The sequence below is a fragment of the Erwinia sp. MYb375 genome (assembly GCF_037479175.1).
GTDB classification, from domain to species: Bacteria; Pseudomonadota; Gammaproteobacteria; order Enterobacterales; family Enterobacteriaceae; genus Erwinia; species Erwinia rhapontici.
In genome coordinates, this window is sequence record NZ_JBBGZS010000023.1 from 1,613,920 (window position 1) to 1,639,549 (window position 25,630).

The window sequence follows — 25,630 nt, forward strand, 5'->3', positions numbered from 1 at the left end:
CTTCTCAGGCGTTGATAACTTGCGCGATCTCATTCGCACTCAGATGGTACTGTCGGGGACAATTGTGCCACACAGCCAGCATCCGTTGATACTTTTCCCACATCGGCACCTGAGCATTAAACTCGTGGTTGCCCGCTGAAAAATGACCGTAACGCCCTTCCACATTCACCAGAAAGCGCACGTAGCCGAGGTAACGCCCTTCTGTGGCAGCATCAAAACCCAGGAATACCAGGCGACGCGCTTCAACCCCCTGTGGCTCTTTCAGATTAGTCCAGGAAACATGCAGCGCGTGATACATCTCCATCATCGCGACCAGCGTGCGGCATTCCGCTTCCGGAAGCTGGCTGAATTCATTATCCAGCTCGCGCAGTTGCAGGCCGTAACCGCGTTCGACAATGGTCTGATAGCGACGATGACGCGCCGCATTATCGGGATCAAGCATCGCCATTAACTGGTATTGATTGGAAAGAATTAAACGCTGTGCGTGGGTCATATCCATTTGGGGCTCCTCGGCCACGGGGGGCAATCTGAAAGTCGCACAAGGATCGCACAGCGAGGGGAAAGGCTTCTTTGACGCAAAGCGGGTTTACCTTCACTTCAGTGAGGAAAACCCGCCTGCATTTAGAGGTCATCGAGGAACGTTTTATCCAGCTGCTTGAACGCTCTCTTCAGAACATCAGCCAGTGACTGATACGTGGGCTTGCCTTCAACCGGGGTCATCGCCTGCCCGGCGGCTTGCAGTTTCTCACGCACATCGTGGAACCAGCCCAGCAAAGAAGGAGGCAACGGCGTAACCGAACGTCTGCCCAGCCACCACAGCCCCTGCATCGGCAGGCTACAGGCAAACAGCGCGGTGGCCACGGCCGGGCCAAGTTGCCCGCCGAGGGCAATTTGCCAGGTCAGGCTGAAAACAGCGACGGGAGGCATAATGCGGATAGCAAACCGCGTGGCGCGCGTCACTCTGTTTTCTGGAAACATAGGCGCAAGGCGTTTATCGACAGGCCACGTCTTCATATAGTGCTGCCCATGCTGGAACAGCTTAAACCAACCGACACTGCCGGACTCATTCGCCATGTCTGACCTCAACTTCAGAGATAAATATTAAAAAAAAACTGTAACTCACCAACTTTACCTAACATGATTCAAAATATTTTGTCTTTGCGAGTGACCCTGGTTATCCTGTGCGCGATTTATCCCCATCATATCGGGTACGGGCAGTGGATAACGAGCAATCCGGGTCAACAAGCGACCAACTTATAAAAATAACAGACAAGATTTAAAAAAATCTCGTAATATTTCCAAAAAATTTGCTTTCGGACAAAACTTTTCGAAAGCCTGACCTTCATCATTAATGTACCAGCTTTCATGCACTACGCTGATAGACTGTTGACTTTATTTTCGCCACTTTAAACAAATAGGACCTTCCATGTCGAGTAAGTTAGTACTGGTTCTGAACTGCGGTAGTTCTTCCCTGAAATTTGCCATCATCGATCCGGCAAACGGCGACGAATACCTGTCAGGTTTAGCTGAATGTTTCCACCTTCCGGAAGCCCGTATCAAATGGAAGCAGGATGGCGCTAAACAAGAAGCGGCTCTGGGTGCTGGTGCAGCTCACAGCGAAGCACTGAACTTCATGGTTAAAACTATTCTGGCACAAAAACCAGAACTGTCGGCGCAAATCGCTGCAATCGGTCATCGCATCGTACACGGCGGCGAAAAGTTAACTCAGTCTGTGGTTATCGATGCGTCTGTTATCCAGGGCATCAAAGATGCTTCTTCTTTTGCACCGCTGCATAACCCAGCGCACCTGATCGGTATTGATGAAGCGCTGAAAAACTTCCCACACCTGTCAGATAAGAATGTGGCTGTTTTTGACACCGCTTTCCATCAGACAATGCCGGAAGAGTCTTATCTCTACGCCCTGCCGTACAAACTCTATAAAGAGCACGGTGTTCGTCGTTACGGTGCACACGGCACCAGCCACTACTATGTGACTCAGGAAGCGGCCAAAGTCCTGAACAAACCTGTTTCTGAACTGAACGTGATCACCTGCCACCTGGGTAACGGAGGCTCTGTTTCGGCTATCCGTAACGGCGAGTGTGTGGACACTTCAATGGGTCTGACTCCGCTGGAAGGTCTGGTGATGGGCACCCGCAGTGGTGACATCGACCCGGCGATCATCTTCTTCCTGCACGACACGCTGGGCATGAGCGTGGATGCGATCAACAAACTGCTGACCAAAGAGTCTGGCCTGCTGGGTCTGACTGAAGTCACCAGCGACTGCCGTTACGTTGAAGACAACTACGCCACTAAAGAAGATGCCAAACGCGCGATGGATGTGTTCTGCCACCGTCTGGCGAAATACATCGGTTCTTACACTGCACTGATGGACGGCCGCCTGGATGCGGTTATCTTTACCGGCGGGATCGGCGAAAATGCAGCGATGGTTCGTGAATTGTCACTGGGCAAGCTGGCGCTGCTGGGCTTCGAGGTTGACCACGAGCGCAACCTGGCCGCACGCTTCGGCAAATCAGGCTTTATCAACAAAGAAGGCACGCGTGCAGCGATTGTCATCCCAACCAACGAAGAGTTGGTGATCGCGCAGGACGCCAGCCGCCTGACGGCATAATCTCGCAACGAGCCGTCAGCCCAGGCTGACGGCGTTGTTTTAGACACCATTTTATATAGCTACATATTTCGCGTTACAGGAAGGCGGCAACTGAGTGAATCCTCAGGAGCTTACTCAAGTAATTGACTGGGGTGAGCGAAGGCAGCCAACACACCTGTAGCGTGAAAAATGACGCTATAGGAGAGAATCTATCGTGTCCCGTACTATCATGCTCATCCCTACCGGTACCAGCGTCGGTCTGACCAGCGTCAGCCTGGGCGTTATCCGTGCTATGGAACGTAAAGGCGTGCGTCTCAGCGTCTTTAAACCGATCGCCCAGCCACGTGCAGGCGGCGACAGCCCAGACCAGACCACCACCATCATCCGCAAAAACTCAAGCATTCCTGCCGCTGAACCGCTGGCAATGAGCCGCGTTGAATCTCTGCTGGGTTCTAACCAGCAAGATGTGTTGATGGAAGAGATCATTGCGCGCTATCACGAAAATACCAAAGATGCCGAAGTGGTGCTGGTAGAAGGCCTGGTGCCAACGCGTAAACATCAGTTCGCCAATGCGCTGAACTATGAAATCGCCAAAACACTGAATGCTGAAATCGTCTTCGTGATGTCACTGGGCAATGACTCAGCGGCGCAGCTGAAAGAGCGCATCGAACTGACGCAGAGCAGCTTCGGTGGCAGCAAAAACAAAAGCATTACCGGCGTTATTATTAACAAATTGAATGCCCCGGTTGACGAACAGGGTCGTACGCGCCCGGACCTGTCTGAGATCTTTGACGACTCAAACAAAGCCAGCGTGGCCAATATCGATCCTAAGCAGCTGTTCGCTAACAGCCCATTGCCGGTGCTGGGCTGCGTGCCGTGGAGCTTCGAGCTGATTGCCACCCGCGCTATCGATATGTGCCGTCACCTGAATGCACGTGTGATCAACGAGGGCGACATCGCCACTCGCCGCGTGAAATCCGTGACCTTCTGCGCCCGCAGCCTGCCACACATGCTGGAACACTTCCGCCCGGGTTCACTGCTGGTGACCTCTGCTGACCGTCCTGACGTGCTGGTTGCCGCCTGCCTGGCCGCGATGAACGGCGTAGAAATTGGTGCCATTCTGTTGACCGGCGGTTACGCCATCGACGCGCCGATTCAGAAACTGTGTGAGCGTGCTTTCCAGACTGGCCTGCCCGTCTTTATGGTCGACACGAATACCTGGCAGACCTCTCTCAGCCTGCAGAGCTTCAACCTGGAAGTCCCAAGCGACGATACCCAGCGTATTGAACGCGTGCAGGAATATGTGGCCAGCCACATCGATGCAGACTGGATCGAATCGCTGACCGCTGAGTCTGAGCGCAGCCGTCGTCTGTCTCCGCCGGCCTTCCGCTACCAGCTCACCGAACTGGCACGTAAAGCACACAAACGTATCGTCCTGCCAGAAGGCGACGAGCCACGTACAGTGAAAGCTGCTGCCATCTGTGCTGAACGCGGCATCGCCACCTGTGTCCTGCTGGGTAACCCGGAAGAGATCCAGCGCGTAGCCGCCGCTCAGGGCGTTGAACTGGGCAAAGGTATTGAGATTGTTGACCCGGTGGTTGCACGCGAAAACTACGTTGCACGCCTGGTTGAGCTGCGTAAGAGCAAAGGCATGACCGAAGTGGTGGCGCAGGAGCAGCTGGAAGACAACGTGATGCTCGGCACCATGATGCTGGAAAGCGGTGAAGTTGACGGTCTGGTTTCCGGTGCTGTTCACACCACCGCGAACACCATTCGTCCGCCGTTACAGCTGATCAAAACCGCACCGGGCAGCTCACTGGTTTCCTCCGTGTTCTTCATGCTGTTGCCTGAGCAGGTTCTGGTCTACGGTGACTGCGCGATCAACCCGGATCCCAACCCTGAGCAGCTGGCAGAGATCGCGATTCAGTCCGCCGATTCTGCACTGGCGTTTGGCATCGAGCCACGCGTGGCGATGATCTCCTACTCCACCGGAACCTCGGGTGCCGGTAGCGACGTTGAAAAAGTACGTGAAGCCACGCGCATCGCGCAGGAAAAACGTCCTGACCTGGTGATCGATGGTCCATTGCAGTATGACGCCGCGATCATGGCTGATGTGGCCAAATCAAAAGCGCCAAACTCACCGGTTGCTGGCCGTGCTACCGTGTTCATCTTCCCAGACCTGAACACCGGTAACACCACGTACAAAGCCGTACAGCGCTCTGCTGACCTGATCTCCATCGGGCCAATGCTGCAAGGGATGCGTAAGCCGGTCAACGACCTGTCACGTGGCGCACTGGTAGACGATATCGTTTACACCATCGCCCTGACGGCGATTCAGTCTAAACAGGCTGAAGGGTAACAACGTTTCAGGGACAGGGTCAGGCGTGCCTGCCCCCTACAAACCCACCGTTACCCCGTAGGGGCCAGGCAAGCCTGGCCCTTTTTTTATTCTGCTGATTGCCCCCTCCGGCCACGCTGCTGACCATCGTCCTGGGCGTGCTTATCTCGATGCGCCAGTCCAGCCCGGCACATTAATCACTGTTATCACAGGAATATGTGTGGTGCAGGAATACTGCACCACAGCGAGGGTTAGTCGTAGCGGCCTGATTCGTTATTACGCGTCAACCACAACGACAAGGCTTTCAGCGAGTCAGCGGTAAACTCATCACAGCGGGCAGTGATCTCTTCCGGCGTCATCCAGAAAATCTCATCCACTTCTTCTTCCTGCATGGCAAACGGGCCGTGAGACACACAGCTGAACAATCCGCCCCATACGCGACAATGTTCATCTTCGTAGTAGAACTGGCCATGTTCGGCAAACGGCACCGCGGCAATACCCAGCTCTTCTTCGGCTTCACGTCGCGCCGATCCCAGCATCTCTTCACCGGTCTGCACTACGCCCCCGGCGGTCGCATCCAGCATCCCCGGCATAAAGTCTTTCGTCTCGGTACGACGCTGCACCAGAATTTTGCCCATACCATCGTGAACCACGATGTAGGTTGCGCGATGGCGCAAACACTGCGCACGCATCTGTACACGGCTGGATTGTGCAATGACCTCGTTATCTTCGTTAACGATATCCACCCACTCCGTGCCCTGATCTTGCTCCACCATCCGTAACCCTTTTTGTTCTGGCGCCTGGCGCACAGTTGAATCAAACGTTTTCGCGCACGGTTGCGCGATCCGCCCTAAATTAATGTTTAACGCCGCACGACGCAATCATCAATTTGTGCTGATGCGCTATGCCACTTTTGACGATTCGGATAACCACAGCTGTACAGACGCACGCTGCCACTGAAAATGGGCATAATCGGCCAGCTGTGGCGGTAACGTATCGCCGTGCAGCGCCAGGCGATTCAGCATGACCGCAAGGTCAGTATCCGCTATCGACCACTCGCCAAACAGGTTCTGCTGACCTTCCGGCAGCAGACGTTCCACGGCGCTAATCAGTTTTGCGGCCGCCTGCTGACCGGCCTCATCCAGCGGGGCAAACCGCGCTCCGGCAAACAACACTTCCGTCGGGCGCTGCTGACGAATCGGCATAAAGTCACTGCGCAACCAGGCCTGAATCTCACGGGCTTTAGCCCGTTTTTCGATATCTCGTGGATAAAGGCGCTCATAATCCGGTGCCGGGAAGCGGTCTTCCAGATATTCCGCGATCGCCGAGGATTCAGACAAATGGAAGTTGTCGACCTGCAACGTTGGCACCCGGCGCGTTAACGACACGTCGCCATAAGCCTGCTGCTGATGCTCATCGCTGCCGAGATCGACGCGCTTCAGGGAAAAAGGAATGCCTTTTTCGCTCAGGGCGACATAGACCGACATCACATAAGGGCTGAAAAAGCTGGAATCTGACCACAACAGGATCATGGGATAACGCATCAGGACATCCTTTGACGTTCACGGATAGGAACATCCTGTTTACCGACTTTTCACGCCGATGGCAATCTCCGCAATGAGGCAATTTATCATTTCAGAACAACCACCACAGCCGTTACACGTGCGCCCTGTCACACGCAATCCTGGCATCTTCACCTATGCTAAAGGCAGCATACTGTGTACTGGCTCCTTCGGAAGGATAATCCGCATGCATATTCTGATTACCGGCGGGACGGGACTGATTGGCCGCCCGTTAACGGCCCGATTACTTCAGGCTGGCCACCAGATAAGCGTGGTCACCCGCGATGTGGCCGCGGCTCGCCGCACCCTGAGTGAAAAAATCAACCTGTGGTCGGGCCTGGACCAGCAGCGTGATCTGAACGGCATTGATGCGGTCATCAATCTGGCGGGAGAGCCGATCGCGGCAAAACGCTGGAGCGAGCCGCAAAAGCAGCTGTTATGCGATAGCCGCTGGCAAATAACGATGCGCCTGGTTGAATTGATCAAGGCCAGCAGCACGCCGCCTGCGGTGCTGATTTCCGGTTCCGCCACCGGTTTTTACGGCGACACTGGCGAACTGGTGGTGACCGAGGATGACCCGGGTCATGCGGAGTTTACACATGAACTCTGTGCACGCTGGGAGCAGCTGGCGCTGCACGCACAAAGCGACCGCACCCGCGTGTGTCTGCTGCGTACGGGCGTCGTGCTGGCGGAGAAAGGCGGAGCGCTGGAAAAGATGAAGCTGCCGTTTAAGTTGGGCATTGGCGGGCCACTGGGTAACGGTAAGCAGTATCTCCCATGGATACATCTGGAAGACGCGGTAAACGGCATTCTCTGGCTGCTGGATCATCCCGCACTGGACGGGCCGTTTAATCTGGTAGCGCCCTACGCGGTGCGCAACGAGCAGTTCGCTGCGGCACTGGGTGAAGCGATGCACCGTCCGGCATTTATGCGTACGCCCGCCACGGCCATTCGCCTGATGATGGGCGAGTCAGCGGTGCTGGTGCTGGGAGGACAGCATGTGCTGCCGCAACGGCTGGAGGCATCGGGTTTTCGTTTTCGCTGGTATGAATTAGATAAGGCGCTGGCGGATGTGGTGTGAATGACGGGCGGATTTCTCTTGAATATAATATTCCCTTTCCGGGTCACTGATCGCCATATTTGATTTCACCTTGCGCCTAACTCAATGAGTAGCGGTATCTGTAGCGGAATGATTTTCCACTGGACAGGCATGATTAAAAAAGTTGATTGCCTGTTCGTTGGTCGGTCTGAATTTTCTACAGGTACTCATCTCAGCGATATTGGTGAGCTCTTTCAATGTCTGACCATTACTGATTGTGTTGATGGATTTATAGTTAAACGCTTGATTTCTAAAAAGTAATCGATTACTTTTAGCGTCGTATTTTTTACACGTGTATTCCTGTGCATGCCCGACAAGCTGTTTTCCATGCACTGTCAGAGATCATTACCTTTTTATATTAACAATGCGGAATTAATTTTGAGCGATCACAATGCAGTCAACACCAGGAGTACAGGCTTCGCCCTGCTGTCACTTGCCCTCGGGGGATTTGGTTTAGGAACCGGTGAATTTGTTATCATGGGACTTCTCCCTGATGTCGCCCATTCGCTGAATATCACTGAGCCTCAGGCCGGGAATGCCATTGCCAGCTATGCGTTGGGCGTGGTGGTAGGCGCACCGATTATTGCCGTGCTCACTGCCCGTATGAACAGAAAAATCCTGTTGATTGCTCTGATGTTTATTTTCTTTATCGGTAATCTTGCTACCGCACTGGCCGGTAACTACCCGACACTGGTCGCTGCCCGGTTTATCGCCGGCCTTCCTCATGGTGCTTACTTTGGTATTGCCTCACTCGTTGCGGCCTCACTGGTGCCTGCGGATAAACGCGGTAAAGCCATCAGCCTGGTGATGCTGGGCCTGACGGTCGCCACGCTGGCGGGTGTGCCTCTTGCCGCCTGGTTAGGGCAGTTTTTCTCCTGGCATATCGCTTTTGCTTTTGTCGGTGCAATAGGCTTGAGCACCTGCCTGATGATAACAATGTTAGTTCCTGCGACAGCAAACCGTTCCGATGCTCATCCGATGAAAGAACTCACGGCGCTGAAAAATTCGCAGGTGCTGATGACCCTGCTGACAGGCGCAGTGGGTTTTGGCGGCATGTTTGCCATATTCACCTATATTATCCCCACGCTAAAAAACCTCGCGGCATTGCAGGACAACCTCGTCCCCTGGGTCATGGCTGCCTTTGGATTGGGAATGATCGTCGGTAACCTTGTTGGCGGGCGTCTCGCCGATCACAACCCGCTTAAGGTCATTGGCGGCGCTCTGGTCTGGAATACCCTGATCATGGTCCTGTTCCCTTTCCTTGCAGGGCACGTGTTCACCGGCCTGTTGGCGACCTTCCTGGTCGGGACATCATCGGTATTGCTTCCCTCGATTCAGATCCGCCTGATGGATGTGGCAAAAGAAGCACAAACACTGGCGGCCGCCATGAATCACTCTGCGCTGAATATTGCCAACGCGATGGGGGCTTATCTGGGAGGGGTGGCGATTACGATGGGGTTCGGGTGGATCTCAACGGCGTATGTCGGCATCGCACTGGGTCTCTCAGGCATACTGGTTTACGTTATGACCGCAACACATGCCTCACGGTGGGTATTGTCCGCAGAGAATAAGCGCTGACATTCAGCACGGGTCGATCGGAAAAAATGATCGACCCCTGGGTGATGTATGCAGGCATCAATTCGTTGTGGCCGCCCCTCTGTTCCGGTCGGCCAGTAACGCCGATCTCCCCCCAGCCAGGGTCGATCGGAAAATCATCACGCCTACTTGAGTGCCCCTGACAAAAACTGTTGCAGGCGGGTACTCTTCGGATGATTAAAGACCTCTTCCGGTGGCCCTTCCTCTTCTATCTTGCCCTGATGAAGGAAAATCACATGGTTCGACACGTGGCGGGCAAATTCCATCTCATGGGTCACCACCACCATGGTTTTACCCTCCTCCGCCAGCTTCTGCATAATGCGCAGCACCTCCCCCACCAGCTCCGGGTCCAGCGCTGATGTCGGTTCATCAAACAGCAACACTTCAGGCTCCATCGCCAGCGCACGGGCGATAGACACGCGTTGCTGCTGACCACCTGACAAGTGTACCGGATACTTTGCCCGTGCACGCTCGTCAATCCCGACCTTATCAAGGTAACGAATGGCACGTTCACGCGCTTCCGTTTTACTCAGGCCCAGCACCTGCACCGGCGCTTCCATCACATTCTCCAGCACCGTCATATGGCTCCACAGGTTAAAGTGCTGGAACACCATCGTCAGGCGGGTGCGCAGCATACGCAGCTGCTCTTTGTTGGAGACTTTCAGCTGGCCATCAACATCACGTACCAGAGTGATATTTTGGTTATTCACCGAGATCGTACCTTCACTCGGTTTTTCGAGGAAATTAATGCAGCGCAGGAAGGTACTTTTCCCTGAGCCGGAGGAACCAATGATACTGATCACATCCCCGGCGTTCGCCTGGAGTGAAACACCCTTTAGCACTTCATGTTCACCGTAACGTTTATGCAGCTCGGTGACGCTTAATTTATTATCAGCCATAGTGTTGTTACTCAATGTGACGATGAAGGTTTAACGTGCGCCAGCCAGCGTTTTTCCGCTTTACGGAACAGACTAATCAACACATAGGAAATAATCAGATACAGCACGGCCGCAATGCCAAAGGCAATAAACGGTTGATAGGTGGCCGAGTTAATATCGCGTGCCACTTTCAGCAAGTCGGGCACCGTGGCGGTAAACGCCAGCGCCGTGGAGTGCAGCATTAAAATCACTTCATTACTGTACGCGGGCAGCGCGGAGCGCAATGCGGAAGGCATGATAATGCAGCGATACAGTTTAAAGGTGGAGAAACCGTAAGCGCGCGCCGCCTCGATCTCACCATGCGGCACCGAGCGAATCGCTCCGGCAAATATTTCCGTGGTGTACGCACAGGTGTTCAGCGTCAATGCCAGTAGCGTACAGTTCAGTCCACTGCGGAAGAATGCATTCAGCAGGTCCGTACCTTTAACGATTTCCAGCGTGTACATACCGGAGTAAAACACCAGCAGCTGCACATACAGCGGCGTACCACGAAACACATAGGTAAACAGCCATACCGGAAAACGGATCGCCCTGATGGGAGACACACGTGCAATCGACAACAGCACCGCCATACACCCGCCCAGCACAACGGACACCACCAGCAGCCACAGCGTGATCGCCACGCCAGAGAAGCGGTAACCATCCGTCCACAGCAGGGCTTTCCAGTACTCCTGAATAATCTCAATCATAGGTCAGCCCTTTTTACACCCACCGTATAACGGCGTTCCAGCCACCACAGCACACCATTGGAGAGCGTGGTAAAAATCAGATAGATGACACCTGCAACAATCGCGAAATAGAAGGGTTCCCAGGTCGATTTCCCTGCCAGCTGTGTTGCTTTCACCACATCTTCCAGCCCCAGCAGTGAGACCAGCGCCGTCGCTTTCAGGATCACCTGCCAGTTGTTGCCGATACCCGGTAGCGCAAAGCGCATCATCCCTGGGAACAGCACACGGCGGAAGGTTTGAGAACGGGTGAAACCAAAGGCGGTCGCGGCCTCAATCTGCCCTTTTGGCACGGCCATATAGGCGCCACGAAATGTTTCGGTGAAGTAGGCTCCGTAGATAAAGCCCAGGGTGATAATCCCGGCCACCATCGGATCAATATCAAACTGTGACAGGCCGAAGAAGTCGGTTACCTGATTCAGCGCAATTTGCAGACCATAGAAAATCAGCAGCATCAGGACCAGATCCGGAACCCCACGGATGAGTGTTGTGTAGCCTTCAAAAATAACCACCAGCAGGCGACTGTTGGAGAGCTTGGCCCCGGCGCCAATCAACCCCAGCACCACGGCAAACACCACTGAGCTAAGGGCCAGCTCGAGTGTTACCATTGCGCCTTTAAATATCACTTCAGAGTAGCCGTACAGCATAGGCAATATCCTGTTCTTATGATTCTAACTTCACGTTTACGCCATCGGCATTAAACGCGGCCCCACTGCATGACACAGTGAGGCCTGCAGACAGGGTTTTACTTAACCGCCGTACACATCAAAATCGAAGTATTTTTTCGCTAACTTGTCGTAAGTACCATCTTTGCGGATTTCATCAAACGCTTTATCGATAGCCGCTTTCAGCTCAGGGTTCTCTTTGCTGAGGCCGATCCCGGTACCAACACCAAAGATTTTTTCATCTTTAACAGCCGGGCCTGCAAACGCATACTCTTTGCCCGCAGGCTGCTTGAGGAAGCCCTCGCTGGCAGCCACTTCATCCTGGAACGCGGCATCAATGCGGCCCGCAGTCAGATCCTGATACACCAGATCCTGGTTAGCGTATGGCGTCACAGTCACGCCTTTTGGACGCCAGTTTTCGTTCGCGTAGGTTTCCTGAGTGGTCCCCTGCAACAGACCGATGGTTTTGCCTTTCAGCGCTTCCAGCGTTGGCTGAATTTTCGAACCTTTCGGTGCGATCAGGCGCGAGTTAGCCGCATACAGTTTTTCAGAGAAGGCGATCTCCTGCTGGCGTTTTTCGGTGATCGACAGGGAAGAGATGATGGCATCGATCTTCTTCGCTTTCAGAGAAGGGATCAGCGCATCGAAGTCGCTTTCAACAAACGTACATTTGGTTTCCATACGCTTACAAATTTCGGTCGCCAGATCGATATCAAAACCGACCAGCTGCCCCTGAGCATTTTTCATTTCGAACGGTGCATACGTTGGGTCGGTACCAATACGCAGCGTTTTTGGACCCGCAGCAAATGCGCTGCCTGCAGCTGTAATTGACATTAACAGGGAGAGAGCCAGGACCTGCTTTTTCATACATTACCCCAATTTAAATATTATTTTTAATGGTTCGTGATGTGTTTGCACAGTGACTTACACAATACAATTAGCAGGTTCCGTGCCACATTTTGTGGCAAACCGCTGTTTATATTGCAAGATGCTTCAGGCACTGTGATTACTCAGTTTGCAGGAAAATTTATAGCAGGTTTGTCGGCAGACCGAAGCAACAATGTTTCATTTTGGTGCGCAACTTGCACGAAAAGCGATTCAGCACCAACAAGCGCACCAAAATGGTGCGTTATATTCCCCGTTATGCACCTTGCCAGCGCGTAAACAGGTCTTCATCCAGTTCGATATCAAACTGGTCGAGTACCCGATTAACGGTCTGATCGACAATATCCATCACACTCTGTGGGCGATGATAAAAAGCGGGCACCGGCGGCATAATAATGGCCCCCAGTTCTGCGGCAGCGGTCATCGTACGCAGATGGCCAAGATGTAACGGGGTTTCACGCACACACAGCACCAGTCGGCGCCGCTCTTTCAGCACCACATCAGCGGCCCGGGTCAGCAGGCCATCGCTGTAGCTGTGAACAATACCTGACAGGGTTTTCATTGAGCAGGGAAGGATCGCCATACCCTCGGTTTTATAAGAACCCGAGGAGATACTGGCAGCAATATCGCGCACATCGTGGACCACATCCGCCAGCGCCTGGACTTCACGCAGCGTATAGTCACTTTCCAGCGCCAGCGTCTGCCGCGCAGCCTGGCTCATTATCAGATGGCTCTCTACCCCGCTCACCTGCTGCAAAATTTGCAGCATGCGAATGCCATAAATCACACCGCTGGCGCCAGAGATGCCAATAATGAGTCGTTTGATACCAAATCCTTCAAAAAAAATGGGCCGGAATTGCTTCCGGCCCATCTTAGCCTATTTACCCTGAATCATTCGAGTTAGATGCAGCCAACGCACTTATCACTCGAAGTACGACGGGTATCAGCCTTCGTTGTGCATCTCGAGATTTTCCACTTCATTCTGACGCTGCATCGCTTTCGCGTCGTCATTACGCAGAGATTGCAGGTACTCGAGGTACTGCTGGTCCACGTCTTTAGTGACGTAGATACCATCAAATACCGAGCACTCAAACTGGGCAATATCCGGGTTCTCTTCACGCACCGCTTCAATCAGGTCGCTCAGGTCCTGGAAAATCAGGGCATCTGCACCGATCAGCTGGCGGATCTCTTCTACTTCGCGGCCGTGAGCAATCAGCTCAGTGGCGCTTGGCATATCAATGCCATAGACGTTCGGGAAGCGAATTTCCGGTGCCGCAGACGCGAGATACACTTTCTTCGCTCCGGCTTCACGTGCCATTTCGATGATCTGCTCAGAGGTGGTACCGCGCACGATGGAGTCATCCACCAGCAGCACGTTTTTACCCCTGAACTCAGCACGGTTAGCATTCAGCTTACGGCGAACCGCGCTGCGACGCAGGTGCTGACCTGGCATGATAAAGGTACGGCCGACATAACGGTTTTTCACAAAGCCCTGACGGTAGGGCTTGTCGAGAATACGCGCCATCTCCAGTGCGATATCGCAGGAGGTTTCAGGGATTGGAATCACCACATCGATATCCAGATCTTCCCACTCGCGGGCAATCTTGGCACCGAGTTTGGTGCCCATACGCACGCGGGCGCTGTACACCGAAATCTTATCGAGGAACGAATCCGGGCGCGCAAAGTAAACGTACTCGAACAGGCACGGATTCCACTTTGGATTTTCAGCACACTGACGGGTGGACAGCTGGCCTTTCACGGTCACATACACCGCTTCACCCGGTGCCACATCGCGCAGGAACTCAAAGCCAAGGGTATCCAGCGCCACGCTCTCTGAAGCCACCATATACTCGATACGGCCATCAGCCATCGCGCGTTTGCCGATCACCAGTGGACGAATACCGTTAGGATCGCGGAATGCCACCAGACCGTGGCCGATGATCATCGCCACGCAGGCATACGCACCGCGAACGCGCTGATGCACCGCGGCAACGGCGGAGAAGATGTTCTCTGCTTCCAGCGGGTCATGCTGGAAACGATCCACTTCCTGCGCAAAGATATTCAGCAGGATTTCAGAATCAGAGGTGGTATTCACGTGACGACGACCCGTTTCGAACAGCTCTTTACGCAGTTCGTGAGCGTTGGTCAGGTTGCCGTTATGGGCAAGAGTAATACCGTAAGGGGAGTTTACGTAGAATGGCTGGGCTTCAGAAGCGCTTGAGCTTCCTGCCGTGGGGTAACGAACATGGCCGATACCCATATTGCCTTGCATACGTTGCATGTGGCGGGCTTCAAATACATCGCTAACCAGACCGTTTGCTTTGCGCAGACGGAAGCAATTCAATGCATCAATGGTAACGATGCCTGCGGCATCCTGCCCACGGTGCTGAAGCACCGTTAACGCGTCATAAATCGACTGGTTGACCGGTGCAAAACCGGCGATCCCGACAATACCGCACATATTGACATTTCCTCATAAGCCGCAACCCCGGTTCGATTACCGGGGCAAAAAACTCGACGTGCTTTTCAGGTAATCAAAAAACCACCTGATAATACTACTGAACTGAGGGATTAGCTGGGACTGTTGCCAGTCCGGACTCTTAGAAAAACCGGTGAATGTGTCGAGGAAAAACAGCATGGCTGAAACGATCAGCACACCGCGTAATGCCCCAAAACAGACGCCAAGGACTCTGTCGGTTCCCGACAGGCCGGTTTTTTCAACCAGCGAACCAATAACGTAGTTAACAATGGCCCCGACAATCAGGGTAGCAATGAATAACACCGCCACGGCGATTCCATTTCGAACCAGTTCGTCTTCAAATCCTGTGAACCAGACGGCAAGGAAGGAGTAGTAATGACTGGCGACAAAAAATGCGCAACCCCAGGTGACGAGAGAAAGAGCTTCCCGAACAAACCCTCGGATCAGGCTAACAAGAGCCGAAAAACCAATAACCGCAATAATGACGTAATCTATCCAGACCATGAACGCTTCCAGTGACCATGCCCCTGTATCAGCTGCTCTCCCCTTGTAAGCACAGGTGCAAGGGGATACTGCCTCAGTTCGGGGCGAATTCTAACAGAAAAAGAAAACGTTTGCGTAGCGTTTTACTGACGCGATTTAAATAAACGAGAACGCTTAAAAAAACCCCTTCCGGACACCGATTTCACCGGCCCGGCCCCCACCACGCAATACCTTGATTTGCCAGCATCATCACGCACGACGCCCGGAGTGACGAGGTGTCGGCTCCGGGCGCGGGGTGATCATAGCTATCGCAATAATAGTCCGTCGCTGAGAGAAACAACGGACCAGAACGGCTTATTTAACACTGTACGGTTTAACAACGCCGCCCAGCCCCGAGATCCCCTGCAATGTGCCAACGGCAGCCTGCATTTTCGCTTTCGAGGCATCCGGCCCCACGTAAATACGGGTAATTTGCCCCTGCACCGGCGTGGACGGAACGGTAAAGGCACGGTAGCCCGACAGGCGCAACTGTGCGACGATCTCATTCACTTTTGCCGCATTTTTCAACGCCCCAAGCTGTACAACCCAGGCCTGCCCTGATGGCGCTGATTCCGCCGCGGGTGGCTGGCTCTCAACAGGCGCCTCCACTTTCGGCTCAGGCTTCTCAACCGGTTTCGGTTTTTCAACAGGTTTAGGCTTCTCGATCGGTTTTTCAACCGGTTTAGGCTGCGGCTTCGGCTTTTCCACCACTTTCGGCGGTTGCTGCTGCGCAGGCTTCACCGGCGGCGGCGTTACTACCGTTGGCTGGTTATGAGACTGCGGCGCGGTGGAGCCGCTGTCGGCCTGCGAGGAGTTGTCATTATTAGCATTGCTACCCGCACTGATCGCCGCTCCTGCCCCTTCCGGCGGCTGTGCCGGTAAAGTCTGCGTCACAGGCGGAACCAGATCGGTTTCCTGCTGGTCTTCGGGTTTCGGCACAAGAGGAATCGCCGCAAACTCTTCTTTATAGTGCTTCTTTTTACCATCGAGCAAACCGGGCAGCACAATCACACCCAGCGCCACAATGATAATGGTTCCGACTAAACGGTTTTGAAACTTACTTGCCACTGCCGTTCTCCGTTTCCATCGTTTCCATGACCTGTGCCACGGTGTGGAACGAACCACACACCAGCACAATATCCTGTTCGGTTGCCTGTTGCAGTGCCTGTCGCCAGGCAAGCTCTACCGATCCAAACGCCTGCGCGCCCTCAAGATGCACCATCAGCTGTTCAGCGGTGGCACCGCGCGGGCCGTCAAGCGGCGCACAGTACCAGTAATCCACCTGCGGTGTGAGGCACGCCAGCGTACCGGCGATGTCTTTATCGTGCAGCATCCCTACCACCGCATGAACCTTGCCGTTGCGTGGCACTTCTGCCAGGCGCCCCGCCAGATAGCCTGCCGCATGGGGGTTGTGCGCAACATCGAGGATCACCCGCGGTGATTCGGCGACCGTCTGAAAACGACCGGGCAACATGGCCTGGTGCAGTGAACGACGGATTATTGCCTCATCAACGTTAAGCGGGGATGCACGCAGCGCCGCAAGTGCGGTAGCCGCATTCGGCAATGGGACTTGTGGCAACGGCAGCTGCTCCACAGTGCCGTGGGCATCGCGGAAAGACCAGCTGTCATGAGTTACGCTGTATGACCAGTCGCGGTCGCGCTGCAACAGCTGTGCGCCCTTCTCTGCGGCCACATCCGCGATGGTGTGCGGCATATCCGGCTCACCCACTACGGCAGGTTTCCCCGCGCGGAACACCCCGGCTTTCTCCCGGCCGATGCTTTCGCGATCCGGCCCGAGCCAGTCGGTATGATCCAACGCAATACTGGTTACCACGGCGACATCGGCATCCACAATATTGGTGGCATCAAGACGCCCGCCCAGCCCGACTTCAAGGATCACCACATCCAGCTTCGCCTCAGCAAACAGCCACAGCGCCGATAGTGTGCCGTACTCAAAGTAGGTCAGCGTGGTGTCACCCCGGCCCGCTTCAATGGCCGCAAAGGAGGTGGTATGCGCTGACTCCGCCAGTTCTTCACCCTGAATGCGCACCCGTTCGGTGTAACGCACCAGATGCGGCGAACTGAAAACGCCCACGCGATAGCCCGCCGCCATCAGCACCGTTTCAAGGGTTCGGCAGGTGGTGCCTTTACCATTGGTTCCGGCGACGGTGAAAACCACAGGGGCTGGTGTCAGAAGGTCGAGAGAAGAGGCAACGCGCCGGATACGATCCAGCCCAAGTTCGATAGCCTGAGCGTGTAAATGCTCAAGATAATAAAGCCACGAGGCAAGAGGCGACGTGGCTTGAGGAAGATTATCCATGTGTCCCGTTCACAACGTTACGGTTCATTGGTGAAAGGGACGCAGGGTCCCTTTCTCATCATCGGTCAGGCCTCGTGGCTCTGGGATGCGTCAGCAGGCGCTTCTTTGACAATATCTTCCTCAGGTGCAGGCAGATTCATCATTTTCGCCAGCACACTGGCCAGCTTGAAGCGCATCACTGGACGGCGGACGATCATGTCAATCGCGCCTTTTTCGATCAGGAACTCACTGCGCTGGAAGCCCGGCGGCAGTTTTTCGCGCACGGTCTGCTCAATTACGCGTGGACCCGCGAAGCCGATCAGGGCTTTAGGTTCCGCAATGTTCAGATCGCCCAGCATCGCAAAGCTGGCAGAAACGCCGCCCATAGTTGGGTCGGTCAGAACGGAGATATAAGGCAGACCACGTTCCTGCATCTTCGCCAGTGCTGCACTGGTTTTTGCCATCTGCATCAGCGACATCAGCGCTTCCTGCATACGGGCACCGCCTGACGCAGAGAAACAGATCATCGGGCAGTTATCTTCCAGTGCCTGCTCAACCGCACGCACGAAGCGCGCGCCCACCACGGAGCCCATTGAGCCGCCCATAAAGGAGAACTCAAACGCGGCGGCAACAACCGGCATCCCGTGCAGGGTACCTTTCATCACAATCAGCGCGTCGGTTTCGTTGGTTTCTTTCTGAGCCGCAACCAGACGATCTTTGTATTTTTTTGAATCCCGGAACTTGAGCACATCTTTTGGTTCCAGTTCGCTGCCCAACTCAATCAGTGAGCCTTCGTCCAGCACGCTGTGCAGACGATCGCGACCGTGCATGCGCATGTGATGGTCGCATTTAGGGCAGACTTCCAGATTACGTTCCAGCTCGGCGCGGTAGAGAACCTGCCCGCAGCTATCACATTTTGTCCAGACCCCTTCAGGAATGCTTGCTTTACGCGATGGGGTGATGGTGCTCTTATTGAGAATTCGTTCAATCCAGCTCATTGATGACCTTTCTGTTTGAACCTGGCGCTCCTGCTGGGGAGCGCCAGTTTTTCTTTTTCCACGCAGCGACCTGTAGCCGCAGCGCAAACCATAATTTATCGCTCATTAAACCATAACCGCCCGTGACTGTGGATAAAAATCTGGTCGGGGGGTGCAAGCCTGAGGATTTATTTTATTGCTGTTTCTGCTGACGCGCCGCGCGGCGATGACGTACCACTTCAATCACCCCTGGCAATACGGACAGCAGGATAATCGCCACAATCAACAGCTTAAGGTTTTCCTGCACCACCGGGAAATTACCAAACAGGTAACCCGCATAGGTAAACAGCAGCACCCACAGCAGTCCGCCCACCACGTTGTATAAGGCAAAATGACGATAGGACATCTTGCCCATTCCCGCCACAAACGGAGCGAAAGTACGGACGATCGGCACGAAGCGCGCCAGAATAATGGTTTTCCCGCCGTGACGCTCATAAAATGCATGGGTTTTATCAAGATAGCTGCGACGGAAGATTTTTGAATTGGGATTACTGAACAGCTTATCGCCAAACAGCCGCCCGATCGTGTAGTTCACCGCATCACCCAGAATTGCCGCCACCACCATCAGTGCCACCATCGTATGCACATTCAGATCATTGCCTGGCAGTGCGGCCAGCGCCCCCGCAACAAACAGCAGGGAATCCCCTGGCAGGAATGGCGTCACCACCAGACCGGTTTCACAGAACAGGATCAAAAACAGAATGGCATACACCCAGACACCGTACTGGGCAACCAGCTCCGCGAGGTGGACGTCGATATGCAAAATGAAGTCGACAACAAAACGAATCAATTCCATACAGGCTTCCTTTAAAACTCCAGGCCAGGGTTAATCCCCGAGGAACAGTGGTCCCATCGGTGGACGGGGTAGTTCAAAACGGGCGGGATAGTCGACCGCGACCAGATACAGACCCTCTGCCCGCCCTGTCGCCGCTGCCAGCTTGCGGTCTTTTGCCGCCAGCAACTCTGCTATCCAACTTTCAGGCTGATTTCCACAACCCACTTCCATCAGACTGCCAACAATGTTGCGCACCATGTGATGCACAAACGCATTGGCTTTAATATCAACCACTACATACGCGCCGTGGCGGCTGACGTTCAGATGCATCACATTACGCATTGGCGTACGTGACTGGCACTGCACGGCACGGAACGAGGTAAAGTCATTCTCGCCCAGCAGGCACTGCCCGGCACGCTGCATTTTTTCCACATCCAGCGGATGATAAAAATGCGTGATGCCACCCCCGAGGATTGCCGGCCGCAGCCGCTGGTTATAAATCATATAACGGTAACGGCGAGCCGTGGCGCTGAAGCGGGCGTGGAAATCATCCGGCACCGCTTTCACCCAACGCACGGCAATATCCGCTGGCAGATGGGTGTTCACGCCCAGCGTCCAGGCGGCATCTTTACGCTGCGAGGTGGTCTCAAAATGCACCACCTGCCCTGTACCATGCACCCCGGCATCGGTGCGCCCGGCGCAGACCACTTCCACCGGATGGTTGGCAACTTTTGTCAGCGCAATCTCCAGCTTTTCCTGCACGCTGCGGACTTCCTGCTGCCGCTGCCATCCGTAATAGCGGCTACCATCATATTCAATGCCCAGCGCGAGTTTGAACGTCGGCTGTGGCACGGCGATGTCGGACATTAGTAGAAGTACTCCTGCACCAGCTTCTCAGCGGTTTTGACGGCCATCAATGCCCCGCCAAAACGCACGTTGTCGGCCACGGACCAAAACTGTAACAGTTCAGGAATACCGTAATCATTGCGCACACTACCGATACTGAGGTGCGCACTACCGGAAGCATCGCCCACCTGCGTCGGGAAATCATCTTCTGCCGTCAGGTTGATATCTTCCACCTGGCCCAGCGCGTCACGGGCTTCTTCCGCAGAGAGCGGGCGCAGGTTCTCAATGTAAACAATCTGCGCATTTCCGTAGAATACCGGTGCCTGAATGGTGCTGACCGCAATCGGCAACCCATCGTCCTGCAGGACTTTACGCACCTGCTCCACCAGACGGCGTTCCTGCGGCACACTGCCCTCTTTATCGGCAATCAGCGGCAGCACGTTGAACGCCAGCTGACGACCAAAATAGCCGTCTTCCGCAGGCAGGCCGTTCAGCAGCCGCGCACTTTCACCGGCCAGCGAATCCACCGCCGCTTTGCCGTGGGAGGATGCCGCCAGCAGATTCGTTACCTGCAAACGCCCCAGACCTGCCTGATCAACCAGTGGTTTGATGGCACACAGCAGCTGGCTGGTTAACGCATCGGCCACGCTGATGATATTGCGGTTACGGTAATCGGCCAGTACCTGTGGATTGACGTCCGGCACCACTAACGGGACATCCGGCTCGAGCGCAAACAGATCGCTGCTGTCGATCACCAGGCAACCGCCGTTAGCGGCTTCGTCAGCATAACGTGCGGACGCTTCGCGACCGGCAACGAAGAACGCCAGTTGCACCTGCGTCCAGTCAAACTCTGCCGCATCGGATACGTGTAACGATTTACCTTCATAACGCAGCACTTCACCCGCGCTACGCTCGCTTGATAGCGCATACAGCTCACCAACAGGGAACTGACGTTCCGCCAGCAATTCCAGTAAAGCTCCCCCTACTGCGCCTGTCGCACCTAAGATTGCGATATTCCAGCCATCGGACATGTTGGTTTACTCCAGACAATGACACAAAAATAGAAGGCGGTGAGTTCACCGCCCGAATTTTGGGAATAAACCTACGTATGAGATTCACCCTACGCAGGTTGACTTAATAAAGACTTAAATGTGGGTCGCGTTAAAGCCCAGCTTGTTCAGCAGCACAGCGGTGTCGGCGTTATCACACTCAACCCGCAGCGAAGACCACTCACGGCGCTCCTGATAATTCTTGCGCAGGCGGTCAAATTCACCTGGGATCGCTGCCACATGGCGCAGCGGCGCATCATCGCGGCGCACATCATACACCAGATGCACCAGACGTTTCAGCGTTGCCTGATCCAGCTCACCGCACAGCGTGATGCGGCCAAATTCCGGTGCGGGCAGCAGCGTATCCAGCGCCACCTGCTGCGGCTGGCCGATGAACTGTGTCCAGGCTTCAAAAACCTGGGTGGTACCGCGTGCTTTCCCTTCCAGGGTGTAACCGGCGATATGCGCCGTGGCGATATCCACTTTATCCAGCAGCGGCAGCGACAGCTCCGGTTCTGGCTCCCAGACGTCCAGCACCACGCTGAGGTCATTACGCTGTTCCAGCACCTTCAGCAACGCGGCATTGTCCACCACCGGGCCACGACAGGCGTTGATCAGAATGGCGCCCGGCTTTAGTGCCAGCAACAGGGCTTCATCGGCCATATGCAGCGTCTGGTAAGGACCCTGTTTAAACAGCGGGGTATGGAAGGTCAGCACGTCGGCTTCTGCCACCAGCTGCGCCAGTGGCAGGAAGTTACCCTCATCACCGCGATCGGCACGTGGGGGATCGCACAGCAGCGTGCGAATGCCCAGCGCCTCAAGGCGCGCCTGCAGGCGGCCCCCGACGTTACCCACGCCCACAATGCCGACGGTACGATCGGCTAACTGGAAACCGTCACGTTCGGCCAGTAACAGCAGCGAGGAGAAGACATACTCCACCACCGCGATGGCGTTACAGCCGGGCGCGGCTGAAAACGCGATCCCCTGCTGACTGAGCCAGCTCTCGTCGATATGATCGGTGCCTGCGGTGGCGGTCCCGACAAATTTTACCGGCTTACCGCTCAGCAGTTCTGCATTCACTTTGGTCACTGAGCGCACCATCAACCCGTCGGCATCATCCAGCTCTTGCTGCGGGATCGGACGGCCCGGCACGGCCACAACGTCGCCAGTACGGCTGAACAGTTCACAGGCGTACGGCATATTTTCATCAACGAGGATTTTCACAATTGGTTTCCAGTCGGTCCAGTGAGGGGCGTTATTCTGCCATAAAGCAGTAAAGCGATTAACCCGCAGATGCGGGTGAGTGCAAAATAAGGAGGGTGTCAGGTTAGCTCGCTTCAGAACGCTGATGACGATAACGTTCTGGCGTGGTGCCCGACTGTTGCTGAAACATCACAATCAGTGCGGAAGCCGAGCTGTAACCTAAATCCAGCGCCACATCCTGCACGCTTTTTCCCCGCTCCAGCAGTGAAACCGCATGCAAAAACCTCAGACGCTGCCGCCATTCGCTGAACGATATGCCCAGCAGCGCCTGGCAGCGCCGTGACAGGGTGCGCTCGGTGGTGTAGACCCGCTGCGCCCACTGGGCCAGCGTGGTGTTATCGGCCGGGTTCTGCTCCAGCGCCTGAAGTACCGGAGCGAGGGTCTTATCATCGGTGGAAGGCAGATAGCTTTGTTGACTCTCTGCTACCCGTAGCTGATCGATTAACACCTCACACAGGCGGAGATCCTGCGCCGTCTGTGGCACCAGCAGCGCGCGCGCAGCGCACTCTTCGATAATCGCATGCACTACCGGGCTGACGCGCAGCAGGCAGGCACGCTCGGGAAACCCCTTGCATGCATCCGCTGCAATATTCAGCGTACGAAAATAGGCTGCCTTATGGTTATAACAGGCGTGCTGATGGCCAGGCGGTACCCAGATAGGCAAATTGGGCGGTGTCAGCAGGCGTTCTCCCTCCACTTGCATCTCCAGCACATTACACTTCACAAAAATCACCTGTCCCCAGGGATGCTGATGCGGCAGATACTCTGTACGGGCATTGGCCAGTTCATAGCGGAAAAAGAGGGGAAGCCGTTCGGCATCCTTAGGAGCCTGGTACGTCAGTTGCTGGATCATCTTGTCCGGTTCCGGCGTGCATTTGTCTTATTATCGTTATCTGTATTAAACAGGACAAGTTTACACTAAAGCTCTCACGCTAACCTTAAGAGCATACTGATGAGTTTTCTGTTTCCCCTGCTGGCCGTGCTGATCTGGTCGATCAACGCGATTGTCAGCAAAATGTCGGCTGCAGCGATCGATCCTGCTGCGATCTCCTTCTATCGCTGGCTGCTGGCCCTGCTGATTCTGGCACCTTTTGCCCTGCCTGGCGTCTGGCGCAATCGCCAGCAGATCAAGCAATCATGGTGGAAACTGCTGGTGCTTGGCCTGCTCGGTATGGTGCTGTATCAAAGCCTGGCGTATTACGCTGCACACAGCGTCAGCGCACTGTTTATGGGCATTCTTAATGCACTGATCCCCTTACTGACCGTGTTGTTCAGCGTGGTGATAATACGACTGGCCCCGACGCAGGGCATACTGCTGGGCAGCCTGCTCTCCTTTTCCGGCCTGGTGTGGCTGGTCAGCGAAGGTCACCCTGCGCAGCTATTGTCACAGGGGCCAGGGAAAGGAGAGATGATGATGTTCGCCGCATCCGCCTCTTATGCTCTGTACGGCGTACTGACCAAACGCTGGGCAATCCCGCTACCGAGCTGGCAAAGTCTGTGGATGCAGATTTTCTTTGGCGTCCTGCTACTGACACCTAACTTCCTGCTGGCACACGATGTATCACTTAACACGCAAAATATTCCGCTTATTCTGTTTGCCGCCATCCCTGCTTCGATCGTGGCGCCTTTCCTTTGGGTGCAGGGTGTGATGCGTATGGGAGCCAGCACAGCCAGTATTTTTATGAATCTGGCTCCGATTTTTACTGCAATTATTGCCGTCACCTTTCTGCATGAATCACTACACAGTTATCATTTTATCGGTGGTGGTATCACGCTTGCTGGCGTCGTTCTCGCTCAAAATCTCCGCAAGCCATTGATTAAAAAAAGAAAACACTAATTATCAAACCGTAAGTGTTGTCACTCCCCTTTCCTTAGCGGCTGCATTTCCAGCCGCTAAGACGATTCTAGTAATAAAATATCACCCGTCCTAAACCTCCTTAATTCATATTAAAAAAAACACACTTAACATTAAAGTAAAAAAGCCTTTTATTCTTTTTGGCTTATTTACTATTTACCAATTTCCATCACAAGCTAATCTTATTCACAGGGAAAAACCCAATAAAAAACACAGTGAAGTGAATTTGGAAAAGGTAAACAATGTGCCTGATTTTATTGTAACGAAAGTAAATCACCTGCAATCAGTGACGTCCCTCAAAAAGCATTATCCTGTCGGCTGGTTCTTTGTTTTTATCCATTGGCATTATCCATTTTAATTTCGTACCACAGTCTGATTTAGTTGCTTTTCACGCAATTAAACACACCCGTTGGTTTTAAACGGGAATACCCAAACAAGGGTTTCTCTGTAATAACCCTTGTACTTCAGGAATCAACCACGTTACTCAATAAGGATATACAGATGAATAAAAAATTACTGGCAACCTCACTGATCGCTGTTCTGTCGCTCCCTATCCAGGCAGCAATCGCGGCAAATGGCACGATCACGTTCACAGGAGATATAACGAATACGACATGCAATATTAGTGTCAATGGCCGTAATAGCAGCACAACCATCGTATTTGAACCCATTTCGGTCTCCGCACTTTCCAAAGCAGGTGAGGTTGCTAATGAGCTGCCTGTGACCCTGACATTAACAAACTGCCAGAACCCAACAGAAAATGTTCGTGCTCTCTTTGACAGCGCTGAAACAGACAGCGTTACAGGTAACCTGAAAAATAAAGGCTCTGCCACCAATGTTCAGGTCCAGCTAATGGACAATACCCGTAAGCCAATCAAGTTAGGCGATGGGTCACAGGCCAACGGGCCGTCATTTAAAATAGTCGACGATTTAGCTACCCTCGATTATTTTGCACGCTATTACGCTACGGATAAAGTGGAAGCCGGTGATGTCAGTACGGTTGTCAATTACTCGTTAAGCTATTTCTAATTTTTCTCCCAGTGCAAGAGGCGACTCTTGCACTTTTTTTACTGACAAGCCGAGCCATCA

At 54.1% G+C, this 25,630-nt stretch carries 25 protein-coding genes; 6 read left to right on the plus strand and 19 right to left on the minus strand.

Annotated elements, in window-relative coordinates; translation table 11 throughout:
* Window positions 1–4: 4 nt before the first annotated feature.
* Together WH279_RS20195 and yfbV are read right to left on the minus strand one after the other, a co-directional pair.
* Window positions 5–499: a YfbU family protein gene (locus tag WH279_RS20195; RefSeq protein ID WP_133841388.1), complete on the minus strand. Its 495-nt coding sequence runs from the start codon at window positions 497–499 to the stop codon at window positions 5–7.
* Window positions 500–621: 122 nt separating this feature from the next.
* Entirely contained in the window at window positions 622–1,074 is a 453-nt protein-coding gene (yfbV, locus tag WH279_RS20200; protein ID WP_133841387.1) for a terminus macrodomain insulation protein YfbV, read from the minus strand.
* 352 nt (window positions 1,075–1,426) lie between these two features.
* On the opposite strand from yfbV, the gene ackA reads away from it, so the two are divergent.
* Both ackA and pta read left to right on the plus strand, forming a co-directional pair.
* On the plus strand, window positions 1,427–2,629 hold the full coding sequence (gene ackA, locus WH279_RS20205) for an acetate kinase (protein ID WP_133841386.1): 1,203 nt from the start codon (window positions 1,427–1,429) through the stop codon (window positions 2,627–2,629).
* Window positions 2,630–2,822: 193 nt separating this feature from the next.
* Window positions 2,823–4,967 (plus strand): phosphate acetyltransferase, encoded by a 2,145-nt coding sequence (gene pta, locus WH279_RS20210; RefSeq protein WP_200642934.1) that lies wholly within the window; start codon window positions 2,823–2,825, stop codon window positions 4,965–4,967.
* 230 nt (window positions 4,968–5,197) lie between these two features.
* Here the strand turns inward: pta and yfcD are convergent, their stop codons facing one another.
* Entirely contained in the window at window positions 5,198–5,722 is a 525-nt protein-coding gene (gene yfcD / locus WH279_RS20215) for an NUDIX hydrolase YfcD (RefSeq protein ID WP_133841378.1), read from the minus strand.
* 126 nt (window positions 5,723–5,848) lie between these two features.
* Window positions 5,849–6,490: a glutathione transferase gene (gene yfcF / locus WH279_RS20220; protein WP_339458202.1), complete on the minus strand. Its 642-nt coding sequence runs from the start codon at window positions 6,488–6,490 to the stop codon at window positions 5,849–5,851.
* 205 nt (window positions 6,491–6,695) lie between these two features.
* On the opposite strand from yfcF, the gene WH279_RS20225 reads away from it, so the two are divergent.
* Both WH279_RS20225 and WH279_RS20230 read left to right on the plus strand, forming a co-directional pair.
* Window positions 6,696–7,589: a TIGR01777 family oxidoreductase gene (locus WH279_RS20225; protein ID WP_339458204.1), complete on the plus strand. Its 894-nt coding sequence runs from the start codon at window positions 6,696–6,698 to the stop codon at window positions 7,587–7,589.
* Between the two features lie 345 nt (window positions 7,590–7,934).
* Complete coding sequence (locus WH279_RS20230; protein WP_445235202.1) at window positions 7,935–9,185, plus strand: MFS transporter; 1,251 nt, start codon at window positions 7,935–7,937, stop codon at window positions 9,183–9,185.
* A 143-nt stretch (window positions 9,186–9,328) separates the two neighbouring features.
* On the opposite strand, the gene hisP is transcribed toward WH279_RS20230, so the two are convergent.
* The 15 genes from hisP to WH279_RS20305 form a co-directional block, all read right to left on the minus strand.
* On the minus strand, window positions 9,329–10,102 hold the full coding sequence (gene hisP / locus WH279_RS20235) for a histidine ABC transporter ATP-binding protein HisP (protein ID WP_133841374.1): 774 nt from the start codon (window positions 10,100–10,102) through the stop codon (window positions 9,329–9,331).
* An 11-nt stretch (window positions 10,103–10,113) separates the two neighbouring features.
* Window positions 10,114–10,830, minus strand: a complete 717-nt coding sequence (locus WH279_RS20240) for an ABC transporter permease (protein WP_200642930.1) — start codon at window positions 10,828–10,830, stop codon at window positions 10,114–10,116.
* Window positions 10,827–11,513: a histidine ABC transporter permease HisQ gene (locus WH279_RS20245; protein ID WP_133841372.1), complete on the minus strand. Its 687-nt coding sequence runs from the start codon at window positions 11,511–11,513 to the stop codon at window positions 10,827–10,829. Before WH279_RS20245 ends, WH279_RS20240 begins: the two co-directional genes overlap by 4 nt.
* Before the next feature lie 102 nt (window positions 11,514–11,615).
* Window positions 11,616–12,398: a lysine/arginine/ornithine ABC transporter substrate-binding protein ArgT gene (gene argT / locus WH279_RS20250; RefSeq protein WP_133841371.1), complete on the minus strand. Its 783-nt coding sequence runs from the start codon at window positions 12,396–12,398 to the stop codon at window positions 11,616–11,618.
* A gap of 274 nt (window positions 12,399–12,672) precedes the next feature.
* On the minus strand, window positions 12,673–13,242 hold the full coding sequence (locus tag WH279_RS20255; protein WP_133841370.1) for a UbiX family flavin prenyltransferase: 570 nt from the start codon (window positions 13,240–13,242) through the stop codon (window positions 12,673–12,675).
* Window positions 13,243–13,359: 117 nt separating this feature from the next.
* Window positions 13,360–14,877, minus strand: coding sequence for an amidophosphoribosyltransferase (gene purF / locus WH279_RS20260; RefSeq protein WP_133841369.1), 1,518 nt, complete (start codon window positions 14,875–14,877; stop codon window positions 13,360–13,362).
* A 36-nt stretch (window positions 14,878–14,913) separates the two neighbouring features.
* Window positions 14,914–15,399 carry a colicin V production protein gene (gene cvpA, locus WH279_RS20265; RefSeq protein ID WP_133841368.1) on the minus strand — a complete coding sequence of 162 codons (486 nt, stop codon included), beginning with the start codon at window positions 15,397–15,399 and terminating at the stop codon, window positions 14,914–14,916.
* Window positions 15,400–15,732: 333 nt separating this feature from the next.
* Complete coding sequence (gene dedD, locus WH279_RS20270; RefSeq protein WP_200642929.1) at window positions 15,733–16,485, minus strand: cell division protein DedD; 753 nt, start codon at window positions 16,483–16,485, stop codon at window positions 15,733–15,735.
* Entirely contained in the window at window positions 16,475–17,737 is a 1,263-nt protein-coding gene (gene folC / locus WH279_RS20275) for a bifunctional tetrahydrofolate synthase/dihydrofolate synthase (protein ID WP_339458211.1), read from the minus strand. Before folC ends, dedD begins: the two co-directional genes overlap by 11 nt.
* Before the next feature lie 65 nt (window positions 17,738–17,802).
* Window positions 17,803–18,714, minus strand: a complete 912-nt coding sequence (accD, locus tag WH279_RS20280; protein WP_159336273.1) for an acetyl-CoA carboxylase, carboxyltransferase subunit beta — start codon at window positions 18,712–18,714, stop codon at window positions 17,803–17,805.
* 172 nt (window positions 18,715–18,886) lie between these two features.
* A complete protein-coding gene (locus WH279_RS20285; protein ID WP_200642926.1) occupies window positions 18,887–19,549 on the minus strand; it encodes a DedA family protein in 663 nt (220 codons plus the stop codon).
* Between the two features lie 30 nt (window positions 19,550–19,579).
* Complete coding sequence (gene truA / locus WH279_RS20290; protein WP_339458215.1) at window positions 19,580–20,395, minus strand: tRNA pseudouridine(38-40) synthase TruA; 816 nt, start codon at window positions 20,393–20,395, stop codon at window positions 19,580–19,582.
* Window positions 20,395–21,405: an aspartate-semialdehyde dehydrogenase gene (locus WH279_RS20295; RefSeq protein ID WP_200642924.1), complete on the minus strand. Its 1,011-nt coding sequence runs from the start codon at window positions 21,403–21,405 to the stop codon at window positions 20,395–20,397. The genes truA and WH279_RS20295 overlap by 1 nt, the downstream gene beginning before the upstream one ends.
* A 114-nt stretch (window positions 21,406–21,519) precedes the next feature.
* On the minus strand, window positions 21,520–22,647 hold the full coding sequence (pdxB, locus tag WH279_RS20300) for a 4-phosphoerythronate dehydrogenase PdxB (protein ID WP_339458218.1): 1,128 nt from the start codon (window positions 22,645–22,647) through the stop codon (window positions 21,520–21,522).
* 103 nt (window positions 22,648–22,750) lie between these two features.
* Complete coding sequence (locus tag WH279_RS20305; RefSeq protein ID WP_339458220.1) at window positions 22,751–23,539, minus strand: AraC family transcriptional regulator; 789 nt, start codon at window positions 23,537–23,539, stop codon at window positions 22,751–22,753.
* A gap of 99 nt (window positions 23,540–23,638) precedes the next feature.
* Here WH279_RS20305 and WH279_RS20310 point away from each other — a divergent pair, with 99 nt between their 5' ends.
* Together WH279_RS20310 and WH279_RS20315 are read left to right on the plus strand one after the other, a co-directional pair.
* Window positions 23,639–24,523: a DMT family transporter gene (locus WH279_RS20310; RefSeq protein WP_339458222.1), complete on the plus strand. Its 885-nt coding sequence runs from the start codon at window positions 23,639–23,641 to the stop codon at window positions 24,521–24,523.
* A 519-nt stretch (window positions 24,524–25,042) separates the two neighbouring features.
* On the plus strand, window positions 25,043–25,570 hold the full coding sequence (locus WH279_RS20315) for a fimbrial protein (RefSeq protein WP_339458224.1): 528 nt from the start codon (window positions 25,043–25,045) through the stop codon (window positions 25,568–25,570).
* Window positions 25,571–25,630 lie beyond the last annotated feature (60 nt).

Excerpts from the sequence above, each read along its gene's own strand:
- WH279_RS20240 (WP_200642930.1), bottom strand. The coding sequence starts at position 10,830 with ATGATTGAGATTATTCAGGAGTACTGGAAAGCCCTGCTGTGGACGGAT.
- cvpA (WP_133841368.1), bottom strand. The coding sequence starts at position 15,399 with ATGGTCTGGATAGATTACGTCATTATTGCGGTTATTGGTTTTTCGGCT.
- yfcF (WP_339458202.1), bottom strand. The coding sequence starts at position 6,490 with ATGCGTTATCCCATGATCCTGTTGTGGTCAGATTCCAGCTTTTTCAGC.
- purF (WP_133841369.1), bottom strand. The coding sequence starts at position 14,877 with ATGTGCGGTATTGTCGGGATCGCCGGTTTTGCACCGGTCAACCAGTCG.
- WH279_RS20225 (WP_339458204.1), top strand. The coding sequence starts at position 6,696 with ATGCATATTCTGATTACCGGCGGGACGGGACTGATTGGCCGCCCGTTA.
- WH279_RS20245 (WP_133841372.1), bottom strand. The coding sequence starts at position 11,513 with ATGCTGTACGGCTACTCTGAAGTGATATTTAAAGGCGCAATGGTAACA.
- WH279_RS20310 (WP_339458222.1), top strand. The coding sequence starts at position 23,639 with ATGAGTTTTCTGTTTCCCCTGCTGGCCGTGCTGATCTGGTCGATCAAC.
- accD (WP_159336273.1), bottom strand. The coding sequence starts at position 18,714 with ATGAGCTGGATTGAACGAATTCTCAATAAGAGCACCATCACCCCATCG.
- WH279_RS20295 (WP_200642924.1), bottom strand. The coding sequence starts at position 21,405 with ATGTCCGATGGCTGGAATATCGCAATCTTAGGTGCGACAGGCGCAGTA.
- WH279_RS20315 (WP_339458224.1), top strand. The coding sequence starts at position 25,043 with ATGAATAAAAAATTACTGGCAACCTCACTGATCGCTGTTCTGTCGCTC.
- argT (WP_133841371.1), bottom strand. The coding sequence starts at position 12,398 with ATGAAAAAGCAGGTCCTGGCTCTCTCCCTGTTAATGTCAATTACAGCT.
- WH279_RS20285 (WP_200642926.1), bottom strand. The coding sequence starts at position 19,549 with ATGGAATTGATTCGTTTTGTTGTCGACTTCATTTTGCATATCGACGTC.
- WH279_RS20230 (WP_445235202.1), top strand. The coding sequence starts at position 7,935 with ATGCACTGTCAGAGATCATTACCTTTTTATATTAACAATGCGGAATTA.
- ackA (WP_133841386.1), top strand. The coding sequence starts at position 1,427 with ATGTCGAGTAAGTTAGTACTGGTTCTGAACTGCGGTAGTTCTTCCCTG.
- folC (WP_339458211.1), bottom strand. The coding sequence starts at position 17,737 with ATGGATAATCTTCCTCAAGCCACGTCGCCTCTTGCCTCGTGGCTTTAT.
- truA (WP_339458215.1), bottom strand. The coding sequence starts at position 20,395 with ATGTCCGACATCGCCGTGCCACAGCCGACGTTCAAACTCGCGCTGGGC.
- yfbV (WP_133841387.1), bottom strand. The coding sequence starts at position 1,074 with ATGGCGAATGAGTCCGGCAGTGTCGGTTGGTTTAAGCTGTTCCAGCAT.
- WH279_RS20305 (WP_339458220.1), bottom strand. The coding sequence starts at position 23,539 with ATGATCCAGCAACTGACGTACCAGGCTCCTAAGGATGCCGAACGGCTT.
- hisP (WP_133841374.1), bottom strand. The coding sequence starts at position 10,102 with ATGGCTGATAATAAATTAAGCGTCACCGAGCTGCATAAACGTTACGGT.
- yfcD (WP_133841378.1), bottom strand. The coding sequence starts at position 5,722 with ATGGTGGAGCAAGATCAGGGCACGGAGTGGGTGGATATCGTTAACGAA.
- WH279_RS20195 (WP_133841388.1), bottom strand. The coding sequence starts at position 499 with ATGGATATGACCCACGCACAGCGTTTAATTCTTTCCAATCAATACCAG.